Raw genomic sequence first — 24,318 nt, forward strand, 5'->3', positions numbered from 1 at the left:
TGGATAGCCAATTCTCTTGACGAATGTATATGCTTCCTCAAGATTGTGGATAATATCACTATCTGGGACAGGCTGACCCATTTCATTCATCAAGGTACGGAACAAGTCGCGGTCTTCTGCTTTATGGATGGCGTCAAGTTTTGTACCCAGAATTTCAATCTCTAATTCATCAAGGATTCCTGATTCCTGTAGCTCGATTGCCATGTTCAATCCTGTTTGTCCGCCTAGTGTAGGAAGCAATGCATCTGGACGTTCTTTACGGATGATTCGGCTGACGAATTCCAAAGTGATAGGTTCAATATAGACTTTATCTGCAACTTCCGTATCCGTCATAATCGTCGCCGGATTGGAGTTGATAAGGATTACACGGTACCCCTCTTCTTTCAGGGACAGGCACGCTTGTGTACCTGCATAGTCAAATTCAGCAGCCTGGCCGATGACGATTGGGCCTGAGCCGATGACGAGAATGGATTTAATATCTGTACGTTTAGGCATTGGTATTCTCCTTTCGGTTGCTTGCAGTCATTAATTGAATGAAATCGTCGAATAAGTAACTTGCATCATGCGGTCCTGGTGATGCTTCAGGGTGGAACTGTACAGCAATTGCTTCATATTTCTTACTTCTGACACCTTCTACACAGCCGTCATTCAGCGCTTTATGTGTAACTTCAAGACCCGCTGCAGCCAGTGAATCTTCCAACACTTCATAACCATGACTTTGTGAAGTCAGGTCTGTACGGTTTCTTTTCAGATCTTTTACCGGATAATTTCCTCCGATGTGGCTGTTCTTCATTTTTGCTGTCTTTGCTCCGCAAGCTAATGCGAACAGCTGGTGGCCTAGGCCGATCCCGAAGATTGGTTTCTTGCCGAGCAATTCTTTAATCGTTTCTACCGCACCTTCCACATCTTCCGGATTCCCCGGTCCGTTGGATAATAAAATACCGTCCGGGAACAAAGCCAATATTTCTTTTGAAGATGTATCATGAGGAACTACGATGACGTCACATTCTTTCTTATTCAGTTCACGCAGGATTCCGTGCTTGATTCCGTAATCGATGACGACAACGCGCTTGCCGTGACCGGGGCTTGGATATGGACGCTTTGTTGATACTTTCGCGACTAAGTCCTTCGGCAAATCATAGCCTTGAACTTCTGCAAGAACTGCCGCTGTGTCAATGTCATCGCCGGCAGCCGTAAGCTTGCCTTTTAATGCGCCTTTATTACGCAATAAACGAGTCAGCTTACGTGTGTCGATTTCCTGAATTCCAGGAATTCCTTTCAATGAAAGCAAATCTCCTAAAGACATGCCGCTTCGGAAGTTCGAAGGCTCTTCAGTTAATTCTCTAACAACCAAACCGTTAATGGCCAAATCGATAGACTCATAATCATCTCGGTTAATTCCGTAGTTTCCTATCAATGGATAAGTCATAACGACAATCTGTCCGCAGCCTGAAGGATTAGAAATTGTTTCCTGATAACCAGTCATTCCTGTAGCAAATACAGCTTCTCCAATCGAAGCGCTGTCCGCTCCAAATGCTTTCCCTTCAAATATCGAACCGTCTTCTAATACTAAATATCGTTTTTTCATCATTGACCATCCTTCCAAACGATGTTTCCACCGAAAATTGTCATTACCGGCCATCCAGCGCATTCCCAGCCGTCAAATGGCGTATTCTTTCCTTGCGAAACAAATGTCGTGCGGTCGATCTTCTGCTCTTTTTCCAAGTCAATCAGAACTAGATCAGCTGCTGCACCTACTTCAATTTTACCGTAAGGCAAGTCGAAAACTTCAGCCGGCTTGACTGTCATCCAATCCACCAGTTGCTTCAGTGTCCAGTGCCCTGGTTTAACGAAGTGCGTATATAATAGAGGGAATGCTGTTTCGAATCCCGTGATACCGAATGGGGCTTTTGCAATCCCCGCAGCTTTTTCTTCTGCCGTATGTGGTGCGTGATCTGTTGCGATGCAGTCCAGCGTACCGTCAAGCAACCCTTCACGCAAAGCCTTGCGGTCTTCTTCCGAGCGAAGCGGCGGATTCATTTTCCAGTCAGCATCGTCTCCCGGCACATCATGTTCTGTCAGCAGTAAGTGATGCGGACTTACTTCGCCCGTTACACGAATTCCTGCTTTTTTTGCGTCGCGGATTGTACGAACTGATTCTTTTGTGCTTACGTGGCATACATGGTAGTGAGCGCCTGCCGCTTCTGCCAATAAAACGTCTCTCGCAATATGTACTGACTCTGCAATTGCAGGAATCCCCGGCAGTCCAAGCTCTTTATTGCGTGCGCCTTCGTGCATCGCACCGCCGTAAATTAATGTATTGTCTTCACAATGGGCCACAATTGCCATATCAATAGCCGCTGCATCCTGCATCGCTTCATACATCATGCCCGCTTCCTGAATTCCAACTCCGTCATCTGTAAAAGCAAATGCACCGTGTTCTTTTAATTCCTTCAAGTTCGTCCGCTCTTTCCCTGCTTCTCTGATCGTGATCGATGCATATGGAAGTACGCGGATTTTCGCGTTTTCTTCTATTAACTTATTAATCTTCTCGATATTTTCAATCGTGTCAGGAACAGGACGCGTATTCGGCATAGAGCAGATAGTGGTATAACCGCCCTTGGCTGCTGCCGCCGTTCCAGTTGCGATCGTTTCTTTATGCTCTCCACCCGGTTCTCTCAAGTGAACGTGTACGTCAATTAGTCCAGGTGACAATAAGAGTCCTTTGCCTTCTATGATTTCACATTCTTCAGCTGCTAACTGGTTACCGATTTCTGCAATTTTTCCTTCTGCGATTTTAACATCTGTCTGGATTAGTTCGCCCTCTTCGTTTACCATCTGTACATTTTGAATTAAAGTTTTCATATCACTTCCGCCCCTTCAAAATTAGTTCTAGAACAGCTGCTCGAATATATACACCATTTTCGACTTGTTTAAAAATTCTCGATTGCGGACTTTCAATTAAACAGTCCGCTATTTCAACATCTCTGTTCACAGGTGCTGGATGCATGATAATTGCCTTTTCCTTCATTCGTGCAGCTCGCTCTTCTGTCAGTCCGTACTGCTCATGGTAAGCAGCCTTCGTGTAGGCCATCTCCGTATTATGACGTTCATGCTGCACACGTAGAAGCATGACCACATCGCTTGTTTCAATGACTTCATCCCAGTTGTCGACACTGTCGAATTCTCCTGCCCATTCCGGTGGGCATAAGAACGTCACTTCTGCTCCCAATTTACGCAGTGCTTCTGCATTTGAGCGCGCAACCCGGCTGTGAGCGATATCCCCTGCAATCAGTACTTTAAGACCTTCAAATCCACCAAACTCTTCCTGAATAGTGAACAGATCAAGTAATGACTGTGTCGGATGTTGGCCTGAACCATCTCCTGCATTGATGATGGCAACATTCGTACGCTCAACGAGTTCTTCATAAAAACCGTCCGACGGGTGCCGGATGACGAGCGCATCTAATCCGATAGCTTCCAATGTTCTAATCGTATCATACAGTGTCTCCCCTTTAAGAGTGCTGGAGAAACTGGTTTCGAACGGGATAATCTGCGCTCCGACTTTTCGCTCAGCCATTTCAAAGCTTGTTTTCGTCCGTGTGCTGGGCTCAAAGAATAAGTTACACACCGTATAGGTTCCTGGCAGTTCCCGGAAGCCTAGCCGTTTGAAAATAGCTGCCCGCTCTAATATGAGCATGATTTCTTCCACTGTCAGTTCTTTCATTGAAACTAAATGTTCCATCGGATGTTCCTCCTCATGAAGTGCAGGCATGTTCTGCAAGTTATTCTATTGTTCCGTTATTCTTCATCCATTAATGTATCGTCTTTTCTTCCAGGCAGAATCAAGTTCAGAAGTACACCGACAATCGCTGCCAGTGCCATACCGCCAACTTCAAACGTCGGGCTGAATTTGAGGCTGGCTCCACCGATTCCAATGACCAGTATGATGGACGCGATGACGAGGTTACGCTGGTTGTCAAAATCTATCTTATGGTCGATCAACATGCGCATTCCGGATGAAGCAATAATTCCGAACAATAGGATTGAAATCCCACCGAGCACAGCCTGTGGAATCGTAGCAATGATCCCCATCACTTTCCCCATGAAAGAGAAGAAGATGGCAAACACGGCTGCACCGAGAATCACATAGACACTGTATACGCGGGTAATCGCTAGCACACCGATATTCTCACCGTACGTAGTTTTTGGGGGTCCGCCGACCATCCCGCTTATCAGTGTCCCTAAACCGTCACCGAGCAATGATCTATGAAGCCCCGGACTGTCAATATAGTTACGTTCAACTACTTTCCCAAGCACCAGCTGGTGGCCGATATGTTCTGAAATCGTAACAATGGCAATTGGCACCATGATGATCAATAAGGTGGGGGTGACAACGAAAGAATAATCTACACCGGGGATCAGCATCTCAGGAACAGCGAACCATTTGGCCTCGGCCACTGCCTTGAAATCCAAAATTCCGATGGCTGCTGAATAGATATAACCGACTGTAATTCCTATAAGCACCGGCATGAGACTAATAATTCCTTTAAAGAACATCAGGCAAAATACTGCTGCTGCCAGAGTGACCAGCGCTGCTGAAAAATGCAGTCCGCTGTAGACATCCACTCCATTTAATTCGACTGTGCTCGCATTATGGATGGCTGTCGGCGCAATGGCAAGTCCAATGACCATGATGACCGGTCCGACGACGATCGGTGGAAGGATGCGCATAATCCAGCGGTAGCCTGTTTTCCAAATCAGCAGCGATATAATTGCGTATACCAGCGCAACGAACATACTCCCGATCATTGCACTTCCTATTCCACCAGTCTTTGTTGCAATCTGAATTGGTATGATGAAAGCGAAGGAAGAACCTAAGTAAGCAGGTACTTGAAACTTCGTTACTGCAATAAATACGATGGTTGCGATTCCGCTTGTCAACAAAGCGATTGCCGGGCTTAATCCGACCAGCTGCGGCACTAAGATTGTAGCTCCGATCATTGCAAACATGTGCTGTAGACTCAGTATGAGCCATCGCGCCGGCTGTGGTTTTTCATTGACATCTAATACTTTTTCACTCATCTTCGTTTTCCCCCGGCTATTTATAATGTGCGTTTGTGGATCGTGACGCCATCCGTTCCGTCAGTTTCTGTCATGCTGACCACTACTTGTTCCTCGCTTGATGTAGGGATGTTCTTGCCTACAAAGTCGGGACGAATCGGTAATTCCCGGTGCCCCCTGTCTACCAGAACCGCGAGCTGTATGGAGGCAGGTCTACCTAAATCCATCACTGCATCTAGAGCAGCTCTGACTGTGCGCCCTGTGTACAGAACATCATCCACTAATATTACTTTTTGGTCCGCAACATCATGTTCAATGTCGACTTGATGAACCAGTGCTTCTGCCTGTTCATGCTTTAGCTGAAGATCATCACGGTAAAGCGTGATATCCAACTCTCCCTTCTTAATAGGCTTGCCTTCAATCTGTTCAATTCTATCTGCTAAACGTTTCGATAAAATGGCGCCTCTTGTTTTAATGCCGACCAATATACAATCATCAATGCCTCTGTTTTTTTCAATGATTTCATGTGCAATTCGTGTGATGGCACGTGTAATAGCCTGTTCATCCAGTATTTCTGCTTTTTCCGCCATATCAACGGTTCCCCTTTCTGTAAACACATATTCCTTTAAAAGCCCATAAAAAAATCCCCCAGTCAGAAGTGACTGAGGGCAGACGTGCAGAAAAAAGCATACATCGATATCCTGCCGCAGCAAGACATCATGTAATTCCGTGCAACCTTCCCAGCCTCACAGGACTGACTTTAAAGGTATCGCTATTCAATTTCTTCATCAAGCATACAGTCAGTAATTGCACTTGTCAATAATTTTATGCACGTAAATCATTAAGTAATTGTTGGTAATTTTCAGGCAAAGGGGCCGTGAATTCCATGTACTCTTCTGTCACAGGATGCACGAAACCAACTATTCCGGCATGAAGAACTTGTCCACCGAATTCAATCGTCTTTCTTTGTCCGTATTTGGGATCTCCGACTAGCGGGTAGCCGATATATTTCATATGCACACGAATCTGGTGTGTACGTCCCGTTTCCAAGCGGCATTCCACCAGTGTGTACTCGCCGAAACGTTCCAGCACTTTAAAATGGGTAATTGCATTTTTTCCATTATCGACGACAGCCATTTTTTGACGGTCACGGGGGTCTCTCCCGATCGGTGCATCAATTGTTCCGTTGTCATGAGGAATATGTCCGTGCACAAGCGCGGTATACACACGGTTAACTGATTTCTCTACAAGCTGATTGACCAATGAAACATGTGCTTTATCATTTTTTGCCACCATTAGAAGACCAGATGTATCTTTATCGATTCGGTGAACGATACCTGGTCTCATAACGCCATTGATGCCGGACAGATCCGTAACTTGATACATCAATCCGTTGACCAGTGTGCCGGACAGATGGCCCGGTGAAGGATGCACAACCATTCCTACTGGTTTATTCACTACCAGGACATCCTGATCTTCATAAACAATTTCAAGTTGAAGATTTTCTGCTTCAATATCGTACGCTTCCGGGTCCGGCTGCTCTACGGCAATCGAATCTTCAGCTTTTACTTTGTAGTTTGATTTCACAAAACTGCCATTCACTTGAATACGTTCTTCTTTTAGCCACTGCTGTATTTGTGTGCGTGACCAATCCGGTTGCAAAGTAGCAATTGCTTTATCTATTCGACTGCCTGAAAGTTCTTCTGTAATTTCATATTCAAATCGTTCCATTAGGAAACACCTTTTTTCTTTTTCTTTTTTTCATCAAGCAGTACATGCACTAAGATCAGTACGACTGCAATGGTCAATGCCGCGTCTGCCACGTTGAATATTGGAAAATCATAATTAATGACGGGAATCAGTACAGAAACGAAATCCACGACTTCTCCTCTGAACAAACGGTCAATAAAGTTTCCGACTGCCCCTCCCAGTAATAACATCAGACTGATGCCAAGCAGGCGGTCTTTTTTTCCTTCCGTATGGAAAAAGTATATGATAGCTGCAACCACTGCGATGGTTACGATATAAAACAGCCACATTTTCCCTTCGAGCATACCCCATGCAGCGCCGCGGTTGCGATGCGATAGGAAGCCTAGATAAGGATCTAGCAAGGGGATGTATTCCCGAAGTTCCATATTTTTTACTACGAGCCATTTTGTCAGTTGATCCAGTGCTATGACCAAAACAGCTATTGCATAATAAACGATCACTGCGTCTACCTCCGTCCAGCAAATGTCTAATTTATTTTACCACAAAGTCAGCTAATTTTACCTTTTTTACCGTGCCCTTCACTTTAAAAAAGCAAAGCCATCATCATCCACGAGTGAATGATGATGGCTTTTGCATCAAGATTACTTATGCATAGTTCTCTTTTACAACGTCTGCACATCGTGTACATAGTGCAGGATGCTCTGAATCTTCTCCGACCGTTGTGGAGATTGTCCAGCAACGTTCGCATTTCTCGCCGTCCGCTTTTTCGACCAGTACAGTCGCGCGGTCCAATTTTAATGCATTTGGAAGATCTGCATCTTTACTTTCTTCAAAAGCAGAAACGATAAAGAATTGAGCGAAGTCGATATCTTCAGCCTGCAGCAAGCCTTGAAGATCTTCTGGCAATACGACCGTTACTTTTGCTTCGAGTGATTTCCCGATGACTTTTGCATTTCGCGCTTCTTCTAAAGCCTTCAATACATCATCACGGATAGCCATTAAGCCGTCAAAACGTTCGCGCAGTTTGTCTGCTGCTTCGCCTTTTTGATCCGCTTTCGGCATATCGGTCAACTGTACACTGTCAGCTTCTTTAACTGTCAGGTAGTTCCACATTTCATCTGCAGTGTGTGGCAGGATCGGTGTGATGAGTTTGACTAAAGTAATCAACGTATCATACATAACCGACTGCATAGCACGGCGGTGCGGATGATTTGCGCCTTCGATATACACAACATCTTTCGCGATATCCAAGTAGAAGGAACTCAGCACACCTGTACAGAAATTATTCACCGCATGATAGACACTTGCGAATTCATAATTGCTGTATGCTGTTGTGACTTCTTCAATCAAATCTTGAAGTTTCACATAAACATACTGATCAACGGGACGCATGTCTTCAAATGAAACACGGTTTGCTGTCGGATTGAAGTCTGATACATTACCATGCAGGAATCGGATCGTATTACGGATCTTGCGGTACACTTCCGATACTTGCTTAAAGTTTGAATCAGATACACGCACGTCAGCTGTGTAGTCAACTGAAGCAACCCACAGACGAACAATATCAGCACCTAATTGATTAATTACTTTTGACGGCACAATAACATTGCCGAGTGATTTACTCATTTTACGGCCGTCTTTATCAAGCGTAAAGCCGTGGCTCAAAACTCCCTTATAAGGTGCAATTCCATTGATCGCAACACTTGTCGTCAATGAAGAGTTGAACCAGCCGCGGTATTGGTCAGAACCTTCCAAGTACAGATCAGCAGGGTACACAAGATCATCGCGCTCATCAAGCACCCCTTGGTGAGTCGTTCCGGAATCGAACCAAACATCCATAATATCTGTTTCTTTCGTGAACTCGCCGTTCGGGCTGCCTTCATGTGTAAAGCCTTCAGGAAGTAGTTCTTTTGCTGAACGCTCAAACCAAATATTTGAACCGTTCTCGCGGAATAATTCAGCTACATGGCTGATCGTTTCATCTGTCAGAATGGCATCTCCATTTTCCGCGTAAAATACCGGAATTGGAACCCCCCATACACGCTGGCGGGAAATACACCAGTCGCCGCGGTCGCGAACCATATTGAACAGACGTGTTTCACCCCAAGAAGGCGTGAACTCAGTTTTACGGATTGCTTCCAGTAAGTCACTTCTGAATAATTCAATTGATGCAAACCACTGAGCTGTCGCACGGTAAATAACCGGCTTTTTCGTACGCCAGTCATGCGGATACGAGTGTGTGATAAATGAAAGCTTCTGAAGTGCGCCGACTTCTTTCAGTTTTTCTGTGACTGCTTTATTGGCATCTTCATAGAACATGCCTTCAAAGAATGGTGCTTCTTCCGTCATGACACCACGGTCATTTATTGGAGACAAGGCATCAATACCGTATGATTTACTGACGTAGAAGTCATCTTCACCGTGACCCGGTGCTGTATGAACGCAGCCAGTACCAGCGTCTGCTGTCACGTGCTCGCCTAGCATAACAAGTGAATCGCGGTCGTAGAATGGATGCTTCGCAACGACACGATCCAAGTCAGCTCCAGGTAGCTCCCGCTCAATTGTATAATTTTCCCACTCTAACTCTTTCGCTAAAAAGTCCACCAAATCTTTCGCGACAACAAACTTTTCACCATTAACACTTACGATTGCATACGTAAATGCCGGGTGAACAGAAATTCCAAGATTCGCTGGGATTGTCCAAGGGGTAGTCGTCCAGATAAGGAATTTAACGTCTTCAGCCAATACGCCTTTGCCGTCACGCACAGGGAAGCTAACGTAAATCGAAGGAGACTTCTTGTCTTGGTACTCGATTTCCGCTTCAGCCAACGCAGATTCACTGGAAGGAGACCAATAAACCGGCTTCAGTCCTTTATAAATATAGCCTTTTTTCGCCATTTCACCGAATACTTGAATCTGGCGTGATTCGAATGCAGGCTTCAATGTAATATATGGATTTTCCCAGTCACCACGAACTCCAAGACGTCTGAATTGTGTACGCTGGTTACTAATTTGCTCAAGCGCATATTCTTCACACATTTTACGGAATTCTGCGATGCTCATCTTCTTGCGGTCTACACCTTTATTGACAAGCGCCTGCTCAATCGGTAAACCGTGCGTATCCCAACCTGGCACATATGGTGCATGGAAACCTGACATAGATTTGTAGCGAACAATAAAATCTTTCAGCACTTTATTGAGTGCGTGACCCATGTGCAAATCGCCGTTTGCATACGGAGGTCCGTCATGCAGAATGAAAAAAGGTCTGCCTGCTGTACGTTCTTGCACTTTTTTATAAATATTCTCTTCATTCCATTTTTCCTGCATCTTCGGCTCATTGTTTGGTAAATTTCCGCGCATCGGAAATTCTGTTTTTGGCATGAGCAATGTATCTTTGTATTCCATTGATAATTCCTCCTCTTTATGTTTACGTCTAAAGTACTATAAAAGAAAATAAAAAAATCCCCATCCCCAAAAGGGACGAGGTTATTATCGCGGTACCACCCTACTTGCAATTGAAAACAATTGCCGCTTAGACACTGATAACGGCAGTGTAACCGGGCTCATGTACATATCCATGAACCAGCTAAAGAGTGATTTTCGTTTCTGTATCTCCACCAGGCTTCCACCGCCCCCGGCTCGCTATCGGTAATATCAGAAAGTACTCTCTCTTTCAACGCTTCAACGATTCGTAATTATTGTCATTATAAAAATGCCACAAAGAATTGTCAAGTTCTTATGATTCTTCGTCTGCTGCACTTTCTACACTTGTCGTATCCAGTTCATATTTCAGCAGCTGATCCCAGTCATCCATCTTGATCAAATCAAGCTGAGCTTCCACCATCATCTTAAAACGACTTCTGAATACTTTAGATTGTTTCTTCAAGTCTTCTACTTCCAGCGCAATCTTTCTCGCACGCGCTAACGCATCGTTGACAATCCGGTCTGCATTCTTCTCGGATTCCTTAACAATTAATTTAGATTCCTGCATCGCATTTCTACGCACATCTTCTGCCGCTTCTTGCGCAATCAAAATAGACTTCTGCAAAGTACCCTCAATTGTATTGAAATGAGCTATTTTTGCTTCATTGATAGAGATAACTTGCTGCAGCTCTTCATTTTTCTTTAAAACGTTTTCATAATCTTTCATAACCTGCTCTAGAAACTCATTCACTTCGTCTTCATCATAGCCACGAAACTTCGTGCTAAATGCTTTGTTATGTATATCCGTAGGGGTTAAAGCCATGAAATGCTTTCTCCTTTCCGTCTGATCCATATCATTTCTTAATAGTTCTGTACTACTTGATTAAACACTACTTTGCTTATTTTATCAAGGATTTCTCTATCAGACTAACGCACCAATCACCACACGGATCTTATCTTTTCTCGTCCTGCCTTCAATACTGAGGATTTTATAGCGGCCAAAACCTCTGACAGACAGAACATCATGTTCTTCCACTTCAAAAGCCTGCTGATCGATCATTGCCCAGTTCACTTTCACTTTTTCTCCCTTTATCAGAGAAGAAGCTTTGGCACGTGAGCAATTTGCCAATGAAGCGACAACGGTATCCAAACGCAGCGAACTAATAATATGCATTTCTTCTGTCCACTCTTCTTTCGCATCAATCACTTCAGCAGCGTCCAGAATTGGTTTAACAGATACTTTCACTTTGCCGACCTGCGTAAAATTGACATGAATATATTCGGACACTTCTTCCGCCACTGCAAATTGCACTTTTTCGTCAGCAATCTGAATATCCCCGAATCGCGAGCGGTCAATTCCCACTGACATTAATGAGCCAAGAAGCTGAGAATGTTTCATATCCACAAACTTCTGAGGATAATGCACTTCATACAGACTAATCTGATACTCCTCTGCTTCCGGTGAATAATAATCCGGATATATCAGCACCCGTTTCCGTTCTGAATCCGGGAACCCTCCTTCCGCCTCAAGCATCAGATCCGAATTACGCACAATCGATTCTGTGATAAACCGCTGGCGCGGATCCAAAAACTCCGTCAGTTTGGGAGCATACGTATCCTCTACTTCTTTGACCCAGCTATTCACCTTTTCAATAAAAGGCTGTTCTTCCTTCCTGAAATGTTGGAAAATCGATTCCATTACCATCCTTCTCCTTCTCTTTGTACAAAAAAATCCCCACCCTGTGAGGATTTACGTTTATTTTACGTTTAGATTAACGCTTGGAATAACATCAAGTAGATCTGTCCGACTCCTCTGCCGATCAGATTCAGTGCAAATAATGCCACAATAGGAGATATATCAATCATACCAAGAGGTGGAATAAACTTACGGAAGAACCCAAGATAAGGTTCAGCAATGCGTCCAATCAGCTGACCAATTTTCGTCTCCCGGGTCGATGGAATCCAGGACATTAATATATATGCGATTAAAATAAAGGAATATACTAAAAGCACTCTGGACACTACAAAATACACAATGTTTAATAAATCGATCATAATAACATGTACACCTCATTCAAAATTGTTCAACTCATACTCACGCAGAAGCTTTGGCTCGTCCAAAAGAAACAATCCGATACTTTATTCAGACAGATATTCTGTAATCGAGCCTGCCACTTCCACGTTGTCAGGTGCACAGAGAAAGATATCCGTACCAACACGCTGAATATCTCCGCCAAGCGCATAGACCGTGCCGCTTAAAAAATCAATGATACGAAAACCTTGATCCCGATCAATCCGCTGCAAGTTTACTACAACTGAGCGTTTGTTTTTCAAATGCTCTGCAATATCCTGGGCTTCCGCATAAGCACGGGGTTCCACTAAAATTACTTTGGATGACTTTTGAATACTTTGCAGGCTGATGACCGGCGTGGAGGGATTAGGTTCAGATACTTGCTTCTTTGTGTTAGTATTTTTAGGTTCTTTACGGGCAGGTGGCTGATTAGCAATTGGTTGTCTGCTCGTAGATTCAGTGACTGTTTCCTCTTCTTCCAACCAAAACAATTTCTCAAATCGTTTTTTGAGGCTCATTCGTCTTCCTCGCTTTCTGATCCGACTAAGGCGGTACCAACCCTAATATGAGTTGCACCTTCTTCAATTGCAATCATAAAGTCATTGGACATTCCCATCGATAATTGTGTGCATGGAGCATACGGCAATTGTTTAGCTGTGATTTTGTCACGTACTTCCCGTAACGAACGGAAGACGCTGCGGATTTCAGATTCGTCTTCTGTATTAGGCGCCATCGTCATTAACCCTATAACATGAACGTTTTCATACTCTGCTAATTGTTCGAAGAATGTATCCGCTTCTTCCGGTGTAATACCAGACTTTGATTCTTCACCAGAGACATTGATCTGCACAAAACATTTCAGTGGCTCAGAAGCTCTTTTGTTTACTTCTTTCACAAGACTCATCCGATCCAAAGAATGAAGACAGTCAATTTTGTGAATCAGTTCTTTCACTTTGCGTGTCTGCAAGTTACCGATGAAATGCCAATTCACTTTCTCCTGAATGTTTTCCTGTTTATCCAGAAGCCCTTCCAACCGATTTTCACCCAGATCCTTTACACCAAGATCGACCAAGGTCTGTGCTCTTTTGGAAGATACCGATTTAGTAACCGCAATTAACGTGATATCTTCCGGGTTTCGACCGATTTTTTTACATGTTTCGTTAATTTGCTGCTGTATAATTGCTAACCGTTGTTTCGTTTCCACAATATCACTACTTTTCTTCTTCTTTGCTTCATTGTATCAAGCAAGGCGCTAGATATCAACGATTAGTCATTGATTCAAGTGTTTATTCTGGACAAGTACAATATCTTTCCCTATGGTCTTGACGTCGGCATAGCCGACCTTTTGCACACCTTTTGATTTTGCATCTGAGAAAAAGGAACGCTGAATTTCACCAATGTGCAGTTTATCTATTTTGCCGCCGGTAACATCAATTGTAGCATCTTGAACAAAACCTAGGAATGAGCCTTTTTTAATTTCTATCACTTCTTTTTTCTGCAAGCTGGAAAAACGCATAATTTCCCCTCCTTATTTCATACTATGCTTAGTGTGTTTTATCGAGAACGAAAAAAGCTGTCACAATCCAATGGAGGCATTGTGACAGCTTTTACTTAACTATTCTTCTGCTCAATGCCTAAACGGATTTTTTCCATCGCATTCTTCTCAATTCGGGAAATCTGCGCTTGAGATATTCCAAGTTCTTTCGCGATTTCAGTCTGTGTTTGACCAAGATAGAAGCGTTTTGAAACGATGAGCTGCTGGCGTTCATCCAGATCATCTACACTGTCTTTAATCGAGACATAGGTCATCCAGCGTTCTTCCGAGACTCGCTGATCCTGTAGCTGATCCATCATATAAATTGGATCGCCGCCGTCACTGTTCATTGGTTCATGCAATGACATGGGATCTTGGATTGCATCTAAAGCGAATAAAATATCTTCTTCCGGAATACCCGTAATTTTTTCTAAATCTGAGATGCGCGGCTCATGCTGATGTTCATTGATATACTCTTCTTTTGCCTTTATGGCTTTATATGCGATGTCACGCAGTGATCGAGATACACGGACAGCATGATGGTCACGGAGATGCCGTTTAATTTCCCCAATAATCATGGGTACCGCATACGTTGAGAAACGAACATTGTGTTTTAAATCGAAATTATCAATGGCTTTCAGCAGCCCAATACAACCTACTTGGAATAAATCATCAGCCTGTTCCCCGCGGTAATTAAAACGCTGAACCAGACTTAGTACGAGACGTAAATTCGCAAACACCAATTCATCTCTTGCGAATTCGTCACCGCTTTGCAAACGAATGAAAGTCTCTTTCATTACATCGCTTGTCAATAATGGCAGCTCGGACGTATTGATCCCACAAATTTCTACTCTTGTACGTACCATTGGCTTTTCCTCCGCATTCTATAGGTGAGTGTACAGAGTAGTTTGTCCTCAACTCTTTAGAATATGCGGTTTTGAAAATCACCAATTTCTGCCGATGTAGCCAATCAGGAAATGGGTTGATTTAGCCTGTCACGAAGTTCAGAGATGATTTTCTTTTCAAGTCTTGAGATATACGACTGTGAGATACCAAGCAGATCTGCCACTTCTTTCTGCGTCATTTCCATGGTGCCCATCAGTCCGAAGCGCTGTTCCATAATATATCGTTCTCTTTCATCTAGACCAGAAATTGCATCGATCATATACTGACGTTCCAGTTTCTTTTCCACGTCATCTGTAATGATGTCTTCATCTGTCCCTAAAATATCAGACAGCAATAGTTCATTACCGTCTGCATCTGAATTAAGTGGTTCATCGAATGAAATTTCTGACCGCATCCTATTAGTTTTACGCAAATGCATCAAAATTTCATTTTCAATACAGCGAGAAGCATATGTCGCAAGCTTAATATTTTTATCCGCTTTAAACGTTTCTATCGCTTTTATAAGGCCGATTGTTCCAATGCTGATCAGGTCTTCAATATTTGTATTCGTATTATCAAAACGTCTTGCAATATAAACGACAAGGCGGAGATTCTTTTCGATCAGTGTATCACGCGCTGCCGGGTCTCCATTCATCAAAGCTTGAATAGTGATGGCTTCCTTTTCTTTATCAAGTGGTTTTGGGAGAGATTCATGCCCTCCGATATAAAATGTTCCGTTCTTTTTCCTAAAGAAACCCGCCAGATAGGAAATCCACTTCTTCACATCCGTTAACATGTTTCTAATCTCCTTTCTTCTTTCATTATTTCCAGCGCACTGACTTGTAGTATAGCGGATGCACCTTGCGGGTAATTCCGCTGTTCCTTCGTCAGCACTGCATAGCCTGCAGGCATTGGCCGTCCGTCTACCAGCCAGCTGTTGAACTTGATGCCAACTGTCCACGAGGCACCCTGCACAGTTTGCAGACGGATGAGTCGAAGATCTTTTTGGTAAACTGCAGGAAATCTTGATAAGTCAGGCGAGGTGTCAGGCCTCCATTTTTGCAAGGCAGCTGAAAAGTCTGCAGGAAGCTGTTCTTTTATTGCTTCGAAAGCAATAAAATGAACAGAAGTGCCTGAGATGGGTTCCACACAATGATTGCCGGTATCCACAAATACTCTCAGAGGAATTGCTTTTTGCCATAACGTTAAGACAGAATCAGCTGTAAGGCTTTGCAATCTATTGTTCTTACGAGTATCCAGCCACTTTATTTTGAAAATATAAAGGGCGATGTACGCGATGCCGATGGCAAATAATACAAATAAATTATTTTGCGCAGCATCAATTTTCGAATAAATCAGTGTTAGCAGTCCACCCGCAAAAAAAGCAGCGATCAGAACTGCAAGGGCAGCATTTTTCCAGCTGCTGAGCGTTTGTCCAAAGGCAATATAGGTCATTCCTAAAAAAGTGAAGATGATCGCTAGCACAGAGTAGGGAAACAACGTAATAAAGAAGGCTCCGATAAACGAGGCGCTCCACAGCCTCCTTCTGCTCGTCTGATGATTTCCAACTTTATTAGTGAATGACAGGATTGCGTAATTAAAGAGCATATTGATTCCTATCATAAGTTCCGCATACATATGCCGGCCTCCTTAAAAATAGATTATCATGGCAGTCCTAAAAAAAATGTCAGGCTGCGGACAATTTTCCGCAAAGCCTTCGACAAAATTTTAATGAGGCAGTGTAAGTTGGTGTGGTCCCCGTTACTCGATTTTTCTGGGAGTGTTGAATGGAGTATGCTTTGCAGGTTAAACCCGCTGCGGCGCTGAGGGATTGCCTTACGCTAGTTTGGGAAAGGTATGTCATGCCACTTTTTTCAGAGTTTGGAATGAGTTCGTGTGGTCCCCGTTACTCGATCTTTCTGAGGGTTTTAAATGGAGTATGCTTTGCAGGTTAAATTCCGCTGCGGCGCTGGGGGATTGCGCCTTCGCTGATTTGGGTATGTATGTAATGCTGCAGTTTTTAAATGGGAAGAATAAGATGGCGTGATCCCCGTTACTCGATTTTTCTGGAAGTTTTTAATGGGGTATGCTTTGCAGCTTAAATTCCGCTTCGGCGCTGGTTTGAGTAGGTATGTCATGCTGCAGTTTTTAAGAGTGAAGAATAAGTTGGCTTGGTTTCGCTTTTTAACTTTGTAACCGCATTGATCGCAAGAATCTAAGCCCCTGGTAAATGATAAGTATTGCATGAACGCCATATCTATCATGAAAGTCTCCAATAGTATGCTCATACTGCCAATCACATAAAAAGTATTGAAACACAAGCCAGTGTACCGGAGTGGAAGGCGGCGACTCCGGGAGGATCAGCCCGACAGGTGATGACAACTTAGGGGAGCGAAGTGAAAATGCTTTGTAGAAAGCACCCTGTATTGCCTTAATTTCTGTAAAGTACACAGAAATGCGGCAAAGCGAACCCTTCGCTGTTCGCTTGGCTCACCGCGGGCCCTCCGGAAAGCGTCCGCCTGGAACGAAAATCAACGTGCTTTTAACCATACCCGAGCGTACTTGACTTAAGGAGTTGATTCGATGCAAATGACGATTGAACGCATCGCAAATTTGCACGAACGTGAAATTGAAGAATTCATGAACCACATTAAACATACATTTCAGCCGACTGTACCGCAGCAGGCGGAAACCATTCGCAAGGCCGCTTCTTTAGTCCGTATGAACGCAATCGGCGCCTACCGCTATACCCAGACCGAGCAATCGCTGATGGCGAATATCTCGGGAACGGAATCCGAGTTCGCACGTCTTTCTTTTCAAACGATGGAGCCTTACTGTACCTGTTTAAACAACAGCTGGTGCGCGCATCAGATCGCGGTCGTTTTTCATTTGTATTCGCAGTTTCATTCGCTGTCGGACTGGCTGCATAACTGGCGACAGTCCGGCACGGTGCAGACACAGCTCTCGATACAGCAGCGGACGCCGGAAGCCTGGATTTCGGCTTTGACAGAACTGGTGAAGCCTCTTGACGAACTGGATCATAAAGACGGACCGACGGGCTTTTTGCATTATACATCGAAAATCGAACAACAGAAGACGCGGCTTTCTCCTTTTGAATGGGAATGGAAGCCGCTCTTTACGCTTTACTACGAATTGACGTTGCTGCAGGCGTCTTGGCCGTTTCTGAACAGTGAGCTATCCTCGAATGATTCCTATCATTACGGCAAATGGCAGCTGACGATCTGGCTCAATGAACAGCTGTCCGAATTGAAGGCCGGAATTATTCAGCTGAGTTCGAAATCCCGCCTGTTCGAAACGGATGCATTTCATTTAAAACTCAAGGATTTGATTCATTTATTTGCCGTTCAGGAAGACGGCTTGTTCTCAAAACGTTTTGAGGTTTTCCGACTCGTCTATACTGAGCTCTACACCGATGAAGCTGAATTGTCTGAGGCGATTGACCGCCTGGAGAATGAAACTGCGCCAGACGCTTCGCTTTTCCGAGCGTTTTTATATTTGACGTCGGGACGTTTTGACGAGCTGGACCGTGAATTAGAAGCGCTCGATCCGACTGCTGTACCGCAGTGGCTGGCGTTTGCGCTTTATGCGAAAGAGGACGAGGATTTCGATATTGTCCAGTCGATTATGCTGCAGCTGCTTCCCCACCTTGCTGACTATTATCAGCAATTGGCTTCACGCAATCGCTCGGCTTTTGCGGAAGATATCGATCAGTTACTGGCGTTATCGGATGTTTCCGAAGAACAGCGTGATCAGCTATTTCAGTCATACGGACCAGAAGCAAACCGTGCATACGGGCAATTTTTATTCGAACGCAGCCGTTATGAAGAATGGGCTGCACTGATGCATCTGACACGGAATTCCGTTGATATGATTGACAGTAATTCGCTGAAAACGGCACTTGCGGAAGATTCACGAGCGGTGTTCCCGCTGATGCATGCGGAAGCGTTGAAACTCGTGAAAGAGAAGAATCGCGACAGTTACCGCCGCGCAGTACGTCTATGGAAGCAAATGAAAACGGCCGCTAAACGTGACGGCCGCAATGAGTTTTGGAACCGATATATCAATACAGTCCGCCAGCAATTCCCCCGCCTGCGTGCACTGATGGAAGAAATGGAGAAAGGAAACTTGCTGCTATGACCCAATCGAACATCTTGCAACTTGCCTTGGAATTAACGCTGAAAGAAGGACAAGACGGTGCGTTTCTGGTCTGCGCCAATGTCGCAGGAGAAACACGAAAAGTGGACGCGGATATGCTCATTTCTTATTTGTTTTATTCGGATGAACCGACGCTGTACGGCATGCTCGTTCCGCAGCGTGACGGCTGGATTGACGTGACGGTTGACGAGTTGCTGCGCTTGTTCTCTTCCACAGGGCATCCATATGTTCAGTATGCAGGTGCTGCGAATGAAGATGAGGAAGTGTTGACGGCCATTCGGGAAGCGGCACAGCTTTGGAAGGATCCGAAGCTATTTTCGCATATTCAGGCTACGGACGGAGGTCTGTCGTTTGATATGCAGGAAACCGGTCTGTCCGATCAAGCGGGACGCTATGTTTCGCAGGCAGTTCGCGGACAGCTGGCGACGCTCGGCGTGTCGATGAAAGATTTCCCGGCCCTGCTCCCCCATTTCCAGCAATACGGCTGGCCGCATAGTGAATCCACTAAGCTGCCGTTCCGTGTGGCGCTGCGTTTGACGGAGCCGGATATTGATGAAACGGACTGGCTGTTAGAGACAGTTCTGATCAGTGAACGCGGTGCACAATGGGCGCCTGCCGTTCGTAAAGTGAATGCTTCGATTGAAGAAGCTTTGCCTGCTGCACGTAAGAAGTTTGCACAGGATATTCAGGAGCGCCAAGCGGAGATGGCCGGGATTTTCCGTTCCATCGAGTTGGTTGCTGAAGATCAATTTGTGCATGAATTGCTGAACGATGCGCAGGTGCGTGTGTTTATTCAAGAGGATTTGCCTTTATGTCAGGCGTTTGATTATCCGGTGATTTTGCCTGCTTGGCTGAAGTCTGTTACAGAGACGAAGTTAAAAATCCGGACATCTGCCGGTATGCAGTCATACCGTTCATCTGCGAGTCTCGATCAGGTGCTGTCATTTGACTGGAAATTTTCATTGGCGGGCGAGAATATCGACCGTGAACAATTTCAGCGTATGGTCGATGAGAACCGCGAGTATATCCGCGCAGGCGATGAGTGGTTTCATTTGGATCCGGCGTGGCTCAAGCGGATTCGCGAGCTGATGGAGCAAGTCGATGACGGCGAGTGGACGGTGAAGGATTTGCTGTTCCACGAGGTGCCGGAAGAGATTGCGCCGATTATGGAAGAGGAAGAAGAGGACGATCCGCTAGTGGCGTTCTCGATGCAGCAGTCGTTGCGTAAAGTGATGACCATGCTGCAGGAGAAGAAAGGGCTGCCGGAAGTGATAGTGCCCGCTAAACTGCAGGCAGAGCTCCGTCCGTACCAGCAGGAAGGCTTTGAGTGGCTTCATTTCATGCGTGATAATCACTTCGGCGCGGTACTGGCTGACGATATGGGACTCGGTAAAACGGTGCAGCTCATCGCGTACTTGCTGTATGTGCATGACTTGCCCGAAACCAATTCCCCTTCGCTGATCATCTGTCCGACGAGTGTCATGGGCAACTGGCAGAAGGAGCTGGAACGCTTTGCGCCTTCATTGCGAGTGCATGTGCATTATGGAACAAACCGCGCACGCGAAGAGCAGTTTGAAGCGATAATGGTCAATCAGGAAGCAGATATTATCCTGACGACATACGGTACCGCCACGCAGGACGGCGAGATGCTCTCTGCTTATACGTTTGCGAGTGTGGCGATTGACGAAGCACAGAATATCAAAAATCTGCAGACGAAACAGTCGCGGGCGATTCGGAAATTGCACGGCGTACACCATATCGCACTGACAGGGACACCAATCGAAAACCGGCTATCTGAACTTTGGGCGATTTTTGATTTCATTCATAAAGGCTATCTCGGCAGTTTCCGCAAGTTCAGTGAAGAGTTCATCGTGCCGATCGAGCGTGATGACTTGGAAACGGAGAAGAAGAAATTGCGCGCGCGCATTCAGCCATTCATGATGCGCCGGACGAAAGATGATCCGGCATTGCGCTTGAATCTGCCAGAGAAGCTCGAGCAAAATGAATATGTTCCGCTGACGCCGGAGCAGGCAGCGCTTTACGAGAGCTTTGTTGACGAGACGAAGTTTAAGCTGGAGACGCTGACTGGTTTCGAGCGTAAAGGCCTCATTCTGAAGATGCTGAGCCGTTTAAAACAGCTTTGTAATCACCCAGCATTGTTCTTGAAGGAAACACAGGTACCCGCTTCCGAACTGACGCAACGTTCGAATAAACTCGCGCGGATCGTCTCGATGGCCGCGGAGATTGCAGCGAACGGCGAGCAATGTCTGATTTTCACGCAGTATATCGGCATGGGCCAGATGCTGCGTCAGTGTCTGTCGGAACTTCATGGAATCGATGTACCGTTTTTAACGGGCAGTATGCCGAAGGGACAGCGCGATGCATTGGTCGAAGCGTTCCAGAACGGCGAGTTTCCGATTTTCATCCTGTCGCTGAAAGCCGGCGGTACCGGATTGAATCTGACGCAGGCGAATCACGTGCTGCACGCGGACCGCTGGTGGAACCCGGCTGTCGAGAACCAGGCGACAGACCGCGCATACCGGATCGGCCAGACGAAGTTCGTGCATGTGCATAAATTCGTGACGGTCGGGACGATTGAAGAGAAGATTGATCAGATGCTCGTTGAGAAAGCCGCGCTGTCGGCCGATTTGATTCATTCGAGTCAGTGGCTGACAGAGCTGAATGATCGCGAGTTGGAGGATTTATTGAGTTTTAATTGAGTTTGGTGCGTTTGGTGATGGGATTGATGCGGGGCGGGCTACAGTTTTGGCGCGTTGGTTACTGAAAAAATTTCGGAGATAATCATAAAACCTGCGCAAGCGATCATACGAGGCCGCCGCGTGATCATACCGTACACTTTGGCGATCATACCGACGATTTCTGCGCTCATAGCTCCACCTTTAGAAGCTATTCTCTTGCAATAAACTAGCATAAGCAGTCAAAAAGGAAAGACCTGCATCTCCAGCGGATGCAGGTCTTTTTGTTTCATTTTCTATCGGAGGGCAGAAAGAAAGGATTCGTGGTGTTTGTTTCGAGGTAATTCAGGCGTTCGTTGAGGTTGGCAATGATGCGGATCAGCTGGCCGACTTGTGTTTCGAGGCGCTGGATGTCTTGTTGAGAGACGGGAGGGTAGTGTTTCGGAAGGGTTTTCTGGTTTATAGTCATAGATTTCACTTCCTTTCCTCTAGTTTGTATATGTATTCCGCCAGCTCGCAGTTGGAAGTGGTCTCCAAACGCGCGCGGCGGATGAGTTGGCGTAAATTATTCAGTTCCTATGCTGAATACGTAGATCTCTACGGGGGTCCCCTCCCCGCGCAGAATGTAACTTTTCGGCGAATATGCTTGTAGTGTCCTTCTAGTTTTCTCTTTTTTCGTTTCTCTTCAATTGTAGGTATAATCCATCCTCATTCTCGGAGTTGATCATGAGTGAAAGTGACTGAAATGAACGGCAGCTTTGCCTGTTTCTCTCCTCCCTTCCATATTGAGTCATGTAAGTATTAGAAAATAGGCAGTGCTTGTCCTTTTTCAGCAGCTTCGAATTGTGCCGCTTCTTCAGTTGAGTGCGCTTTCATTTCGGATTCATTGGACTTCGCTGATTTGGATGAAAGAAAACGAACATCTGAACAAACAACTTCCGTGACATACACTTTCGTGCGGTCTTCTCGTTCATAGTTACGCGTCTGAATGCTGCCGCTGACGCCTACGAGCGATCCTTTGCCACAGTGGCGAACGAGATTTTCTGCAGTTCGTCCCCATACAGAGCACAGGACAAAATCCGTCGCAATCTCGCCATCTGCATTTTTGAAACTGCGATTGATAGCAAGAAAGAATGTCGTGTTGACTCTTCCAGAAGAGAGTTCCTTCAGTACAGGATCTTTTGTGATGCGCCCTACTAACGCCACTTGGTTCACTGGTTTCTCCTCCTTTCATTAGGTTGAGTTAATCTTATGCCAGAATGAACCGTCCTGGCAAAGCGGCAAAATTCATTTTTGAGATCGTTAATGAGTCTATTTTTCAATTTTCATTCAGAGTCTTATAGAAGATTCCGCATAGCTATGATCTTTCCGTTTATAAAATCTCTCGAATAAATCAATTTTCGGCTGTTTCGAGTTTTTGTGCTATACTGAGGAAAATTGTACCGAGGTGATTTCGAATGAAAACGTTTAAAATGATTTCAGTGGAAGTCATGCAAGATGACGGAGTTCTTCCATTTCCTCTATATGACGGAATTATTATCAACCAGGAAAACAGCCACAGATTGTGGGTGCTTGAGCTGTTTATCGATGAAAAGTATAAAGATATTATGGAAAAATGGAAGACGGAGAAAACAATACTGACGGTGCGTGTGGTCATTTCGTATCCGGGGAACGAACCTGCGTCATTCATTGTCGCCGTTGAAGATTGGAGCCAAATCGGAGAACGCATTTCCGTCCTAATGAAAGGCCGCTTAGAACGCGCCCGATCGAAGTATGCGGAACACTTGCTGGAACAGCTGCTTGAAGACGGCTTGGAAGGCGACGCATTGCTGGAGCAGTTTGAGACAGCGATGTGGGATCGGCCGAAGTTACGCCGTGATTTTATACCTTCAGAGAAATAAGATGTGGAGCTGTCACTTTTGTGGCAGCTTTTTTTAGTTGTGGGAGGGTCGGTTGGCTATGAGCGTGGATGAAGTAGGTATGAGCCCTTGGAGGTTGGGTATGAGCGCTTGGAGGTTGGGTATGAGCGCGGCGGCTGTGGGTATGAGCGCGCAGCCGGGGTTTAGGAGCGTTCAGCCACTGGGTATGAGCGCCCAGCAGAGATGTATGAGCGGTTGTCCGAGTTATATGATTATCGCGCAACACTTTCGCAGCACCACAAGGCTATGAGCGTGCAAACAGGATTTACGAGCGCCACAGCCACTGGGTATGAGCGCCCCGTAGAGGTGTATGAGCGGCTGACCGAGATATATGATCATCGCAACATTTTTACGAAAACCACACTAATTTTCCCCAAGCTAAAAACAGCCCCTGCCAAGCAGGAGCCGTTTTTGACAGCTGGAGCATTATTTCATTTTACGATCTTCATCACGAATGATGCCGTCCGGCGCTGTGGTATTGCCGTTCATTCCGCCTTGGATGGTGTTGTCATCGCGTGCGCCGCGATTGCCGTTTTCACCATTCATCAAGCCGTCGTCACGTTCTAAGTTATCATCGAGCGTGTCGCGGTTGTTTTCGTCGATGATTCCTTTGCGGTCCTCGTTCATGATCCCGCCGTTGTCTCGATTATTGTCATCCAGACCATCGAGATTAGGGCCCATGCGCTTGTTGTCGTTCGGCGTGTTGTCTCGTTCCATATTCTCCATCGGTGTTTCATTGTTGTCTGGAAGAGCGCCATTATCCGTGTTACAAGCCGTCAGGACGAGTGCAGATGCAAAGACTGCTGGCAGTGCTTTTCTGATCATAAAAAAATTCCTCCT

The 24,318-nt window shown here is 45.4% G+C and carries 24 protein-coding genes and 1 other annotated feature; of the genes, 3 read left to right on the plus strand and 21 right to left on the minus strand.

Annotated features, from left to right (window positions below; genetic code table 11):
* The 18 genes from Q1J64_RS00065 to Q1J64_RS00150 form a co-directional block, all read right to left on the minus strand.
* Positions 1–495 (minus strand): carbamoyl phosphate synthase preATP-grasp domain-containing protein (locus Q1J64_RS00065; RefSeq protein WP_483315966.1); only part of this gene is annotated, 495 nt, incomplete at its 3' end.
* Positions 488–1,588, minus strand: a complete 1,101-nt coding sequence (locus tag Q1J64_RS00070; RefSeq protein ID WP_301107094.1) for a carbamoyl phosphate synthase small subunit — start codon at positions 1,586–1,588, stop codon at positions 488–490. The genes Q1J64_RS00065 and Q1J64_RS00070, both read right to left, overlap by 8 nt.
* Positions 1,588–2,865: a dihydroorotase gene (gene pyrC, locus Q1J64_RS00075; RefSeq protein ID WP_301107054.1), complete on the minus strand. Its 1,278-nt coding sequence runs from the start codon at positions 2,863–2,865 to the stop codon at positions 1,588–1,590. The genes Q1J64_RS00070 and pyrC overlap by 1 nt, the downstream gene beginning before the upstream one ends.
* 1 nt (position 2,866) lies before the next feature.
* A complete protein-coding gene (locus Q1J64_RS00080; RefSeq protein WP_301107055.1) occupies positions 2,867–3,745 on the minus strand; it encodes an aspartate carbamoyltransferase catalytic subunit in 879 nt (292 codons plus the stop codon).
* A 56-nt stretch (positions 3,746–3,801) separates the two neighbouring features.
* Positions 3,802–5,085, minus strand: a complete 1,284-nt coding sequence (locus Q1J64_RS00085) for a uracil-xanthine permease family protein (protein ID WP_301107056.1) — start codon at positions 5,083–5,085, stop codon at positions 3,802–3,804.
* 20 nt (positions 5,086–5,105) lie between these two features.
* Positions 5,106–5,654, minus strand: a complete 549-nt coding sequence (gene pyrR / locus Q1J64_RS00090; RefSeq protein WP_301107057.1) for a bifunctional pyr operon transcriptional regulator/uracil phosphoribosyltransferase PyrR — start codon at positions 5,652–5,654, stop codon at positions 5,106–5,108.
* 235 nt (positions 5,655–5,889) lie between these two features.
* On the minus strand, positions 5,890–6,795 hold the full coding sequence (locus Q1J64_RS00095; RefSeq protein ID WP_301107058.1) for an RluA family pseudouridine synthase: 906 nt from the start codon (positions 6,793–6,795) through the stop codon (positions 5,890–5,892).
* On the minus strand, positions 6,795–7,274 hold the full coding sequence (gene lspA, locus Q1J64_RS00100; RefSeq protein ID WP_301107059.1) for a signal peptidase II: 480 nt from the start codon (positions 7,272–7,274) through the stop codon (positions 6,795–6,797). Before lspA ends, Q1J64_RS00095 begins: the two co-directional genes overlap by 1 nt.
* 145 nt (positions 7,275–7,419) lie before the next feature.
* On the minus strand, positions 7,420–10,179 hold the full coding sequence (gene ileS, locus Q1J64_RS00105) for an isoleucine--tRNA ligase (protein ID WP_301107060.1): 2,760 nt from the start codon (positions 10,177–10,179) through the stop codon (positions 7,420–7,422).
* A 68-nt stretch (positions 10,180–10,247) separates the two neighbouring features.
* Positions 10,248–10,460 (minus strand) — a binding site (T-box leader).
* A 50-nt stretch (positions 10,461–10,510) separates the two neighbouring features.
* Entirely contained in the window at positions 10,511–11,020 is a 510-nt protein-coding gene (locus Q1J64_RS00110) for a DivIVA domain-containing protein (RefSeq protein ID WP_301107061.1), read from the minus strand.
* A 99-nt stretch (positions 11,021–11,119) separates the two neighbouring features.
* Entirely contained in the window at positions 11,120–11,896 is a 777-nt protein-coding gene (locus Q1J64_RS00115) for a YlmH family RNA-binding protein (protein ID WP_301107062.1), read from the minus strand.
* Between the two features lie 68 nt (positions 11,897–11,964).
* Positions 11,965–12,252, minus strand: coding sequence for a YggT family protein (locus Q1J64_RS00120; RefSeq protein ID WP_301107063.1), 288 nt, complete (start codon positions 12,250–12,252; stop codon positions 11,965–11,967).
* Positions 12,253–12,336: 84 nt separating this feature from the next.
* Complete coding sequence (locus Q1J64_RS00125) at positions 12,337–12,786, minus strand: cell division protein SepF (RefSeq protein WP_301107064.1); 450 nt, start codon at positions 12,784–12,786, stop codon at positions 12,337–12,339.
* Complete coding sequence (locus tag Q1J64_RS00130) at positions 12,783–13,472, minus strand: YggS family pyridoxal phosphate-dependent enzyme (protein ID WP_483315967.1); 690 nt, start codon at positions 13,470–13,472, stop codon at positions 12,783–12,785. Before Q1J64_RS00130 ends, Q1J64_RS00125 begins: the two co-directional genes overlap by 4 nt.
* Before the next feature lie 66 nt (positions 13,473–13,538).
* Complete coding sequence (locus Q1J64_RS00135; RefSeq protein ID WP_301107065.1) at positions 13,539–13,784, minus strand: PRC-barrel domain-containing protein; 246 nt, start codon at positions 13,782–13,784, stop codon at positions 13,539–13,541.
* A gap of 95 nt (positions 13,785–13,879) precedes the next feature.
* Entirely contained in the window at positions 13,880–14,668 is a 789-nt protein-coding gene (gene sigG / locus Q1J64_RS00140; RefSeq protein WP_301107066.1) for an RNA polymerase sporulation sigma factor SigG, read from the minus strand.
* Between the two features lie 104 nt (positions 14,669–14,772).
* A complete protein-coding gene (sigE, locus tag Q1J64_RS00145) occupies positions 14,773–15,483 on the minus strand; it encodes an RNA polymerase sporulation sigma factor SigE (RefSeq protein WP_301107067.1) in 711 nt (236 codons plus the stop codon).
* Positions 15,477–16,325 (minus strand): sigma-E processing peptidase SpoIIGA, encoded by an 849-nt coding sequence (locus Q1J64_RS00150; RefSeq protein ID WP_301107068.1) that lies wholly within the window; start codon positions 16,323–16,325, stop codon positions 15,477–15,479. The genes sigE and Q1J64_RS00150 overlap by 7 nt, the downstream gene beginning before the upstream one ends.
* Before the next feature lie 945 nt (positions 16,326–17,270).
* Here Q1J64_RS00150 and Q1J64_RS00155 point away from each other — a divergent pair.
* Complete coding sequence (locus tag Q1J64_RS00155; protein ID WP_301107069.1) at positions 17,271–18,845, plus strand: hypothetical protein; 1,575 nt, start codon at positions 17,271–17,273, stop codon at positions 18,843–18,845.
* Positions 18,842–21,583: a DEAD/DEAH box helicase gene (locus Q1J64_RS00160; RefSeq protein WP_301107070.1), complete on the plus strand. Its 2,742-nt coding sequence runs from the start codon at positions 18,842–18,844 to the stop codon at positions 21,581–21,583. Before Q1J64_RS00155 ends, Q1J64_RS00160 begins: the two co-directional genes overlap by 4 nt.
* A 265-nt stretch (positions 21,584–21,848) precedes the next feature.
* Here the strand turns inward: Q1J64_RS00160 and Q1J64_RS00165 are convergent, their stop codons facing one another.
* Positions 21,849–22,028 (minus strand): hypothetical protein, encoded by a 180-nt coding sequence (locus Q1J64_RS00165; protein ID WP_301107071.1) that lies wholly within the window; start codon positions 22,026–22,028, stop codon positions 21,849–21,851.
* A 332-nt stretch (positions 22,029–22,360) separates the two neighbouring features.
* Complete coding sequence (locus Q1J64_RS00170) at positions 22,361–22,774, minus strand: single-stranded DNA-binding protein (RefSeq protein WP_301107072.1); 414 nt, start codon at positions 22,772–22,774, stop codon at positions 22,361–22,363.
* A 242-nt stretch (positions 22,775–23,016) separates the two neighbouring features.
* Here Q1J64_RS00170 and Q1J64_RS00175 point away from each other — a divergent pair, with 242 nt between their 5' ends.
* On the plus strand, positions 23,017–23,460 hold the full coding sequence (locus Q1J64_RS00175; protein WP_301107073.1) for a YwpF family protein: 444 nt from the start codon (positions 23,017–23,019) through the stop codon (positions 23,458–23,460).
* Between the two features lie 444 nt (positions 23,461–23,904).
* Here Q1J64_RS00175 and Q1J64_RS00180 read toward each other — a convergent pair whose 3' ends face one another.
* Positions 23,905–24,303: a hypothetical protein gene (locus Q1J64_RS00180; RefSeq protein ID WP_301107074.1), complete on the minus strand. Its 399-nt coding sequence runs from the start codon at positions 24,301–24,303 to the stop codon at positions 23,905–23,907.
* Positions 24,304–24,318 lie beyond the last annotated feature (15 nt).

Origin of the sequence: Sporosarcina sp., assembly GCF_029257255.1 — a bacterium.
GTDB lineage: Bacteria > Bacillota > Bacilli > Bacillales_A > Planococcaceae > Sporosarcina.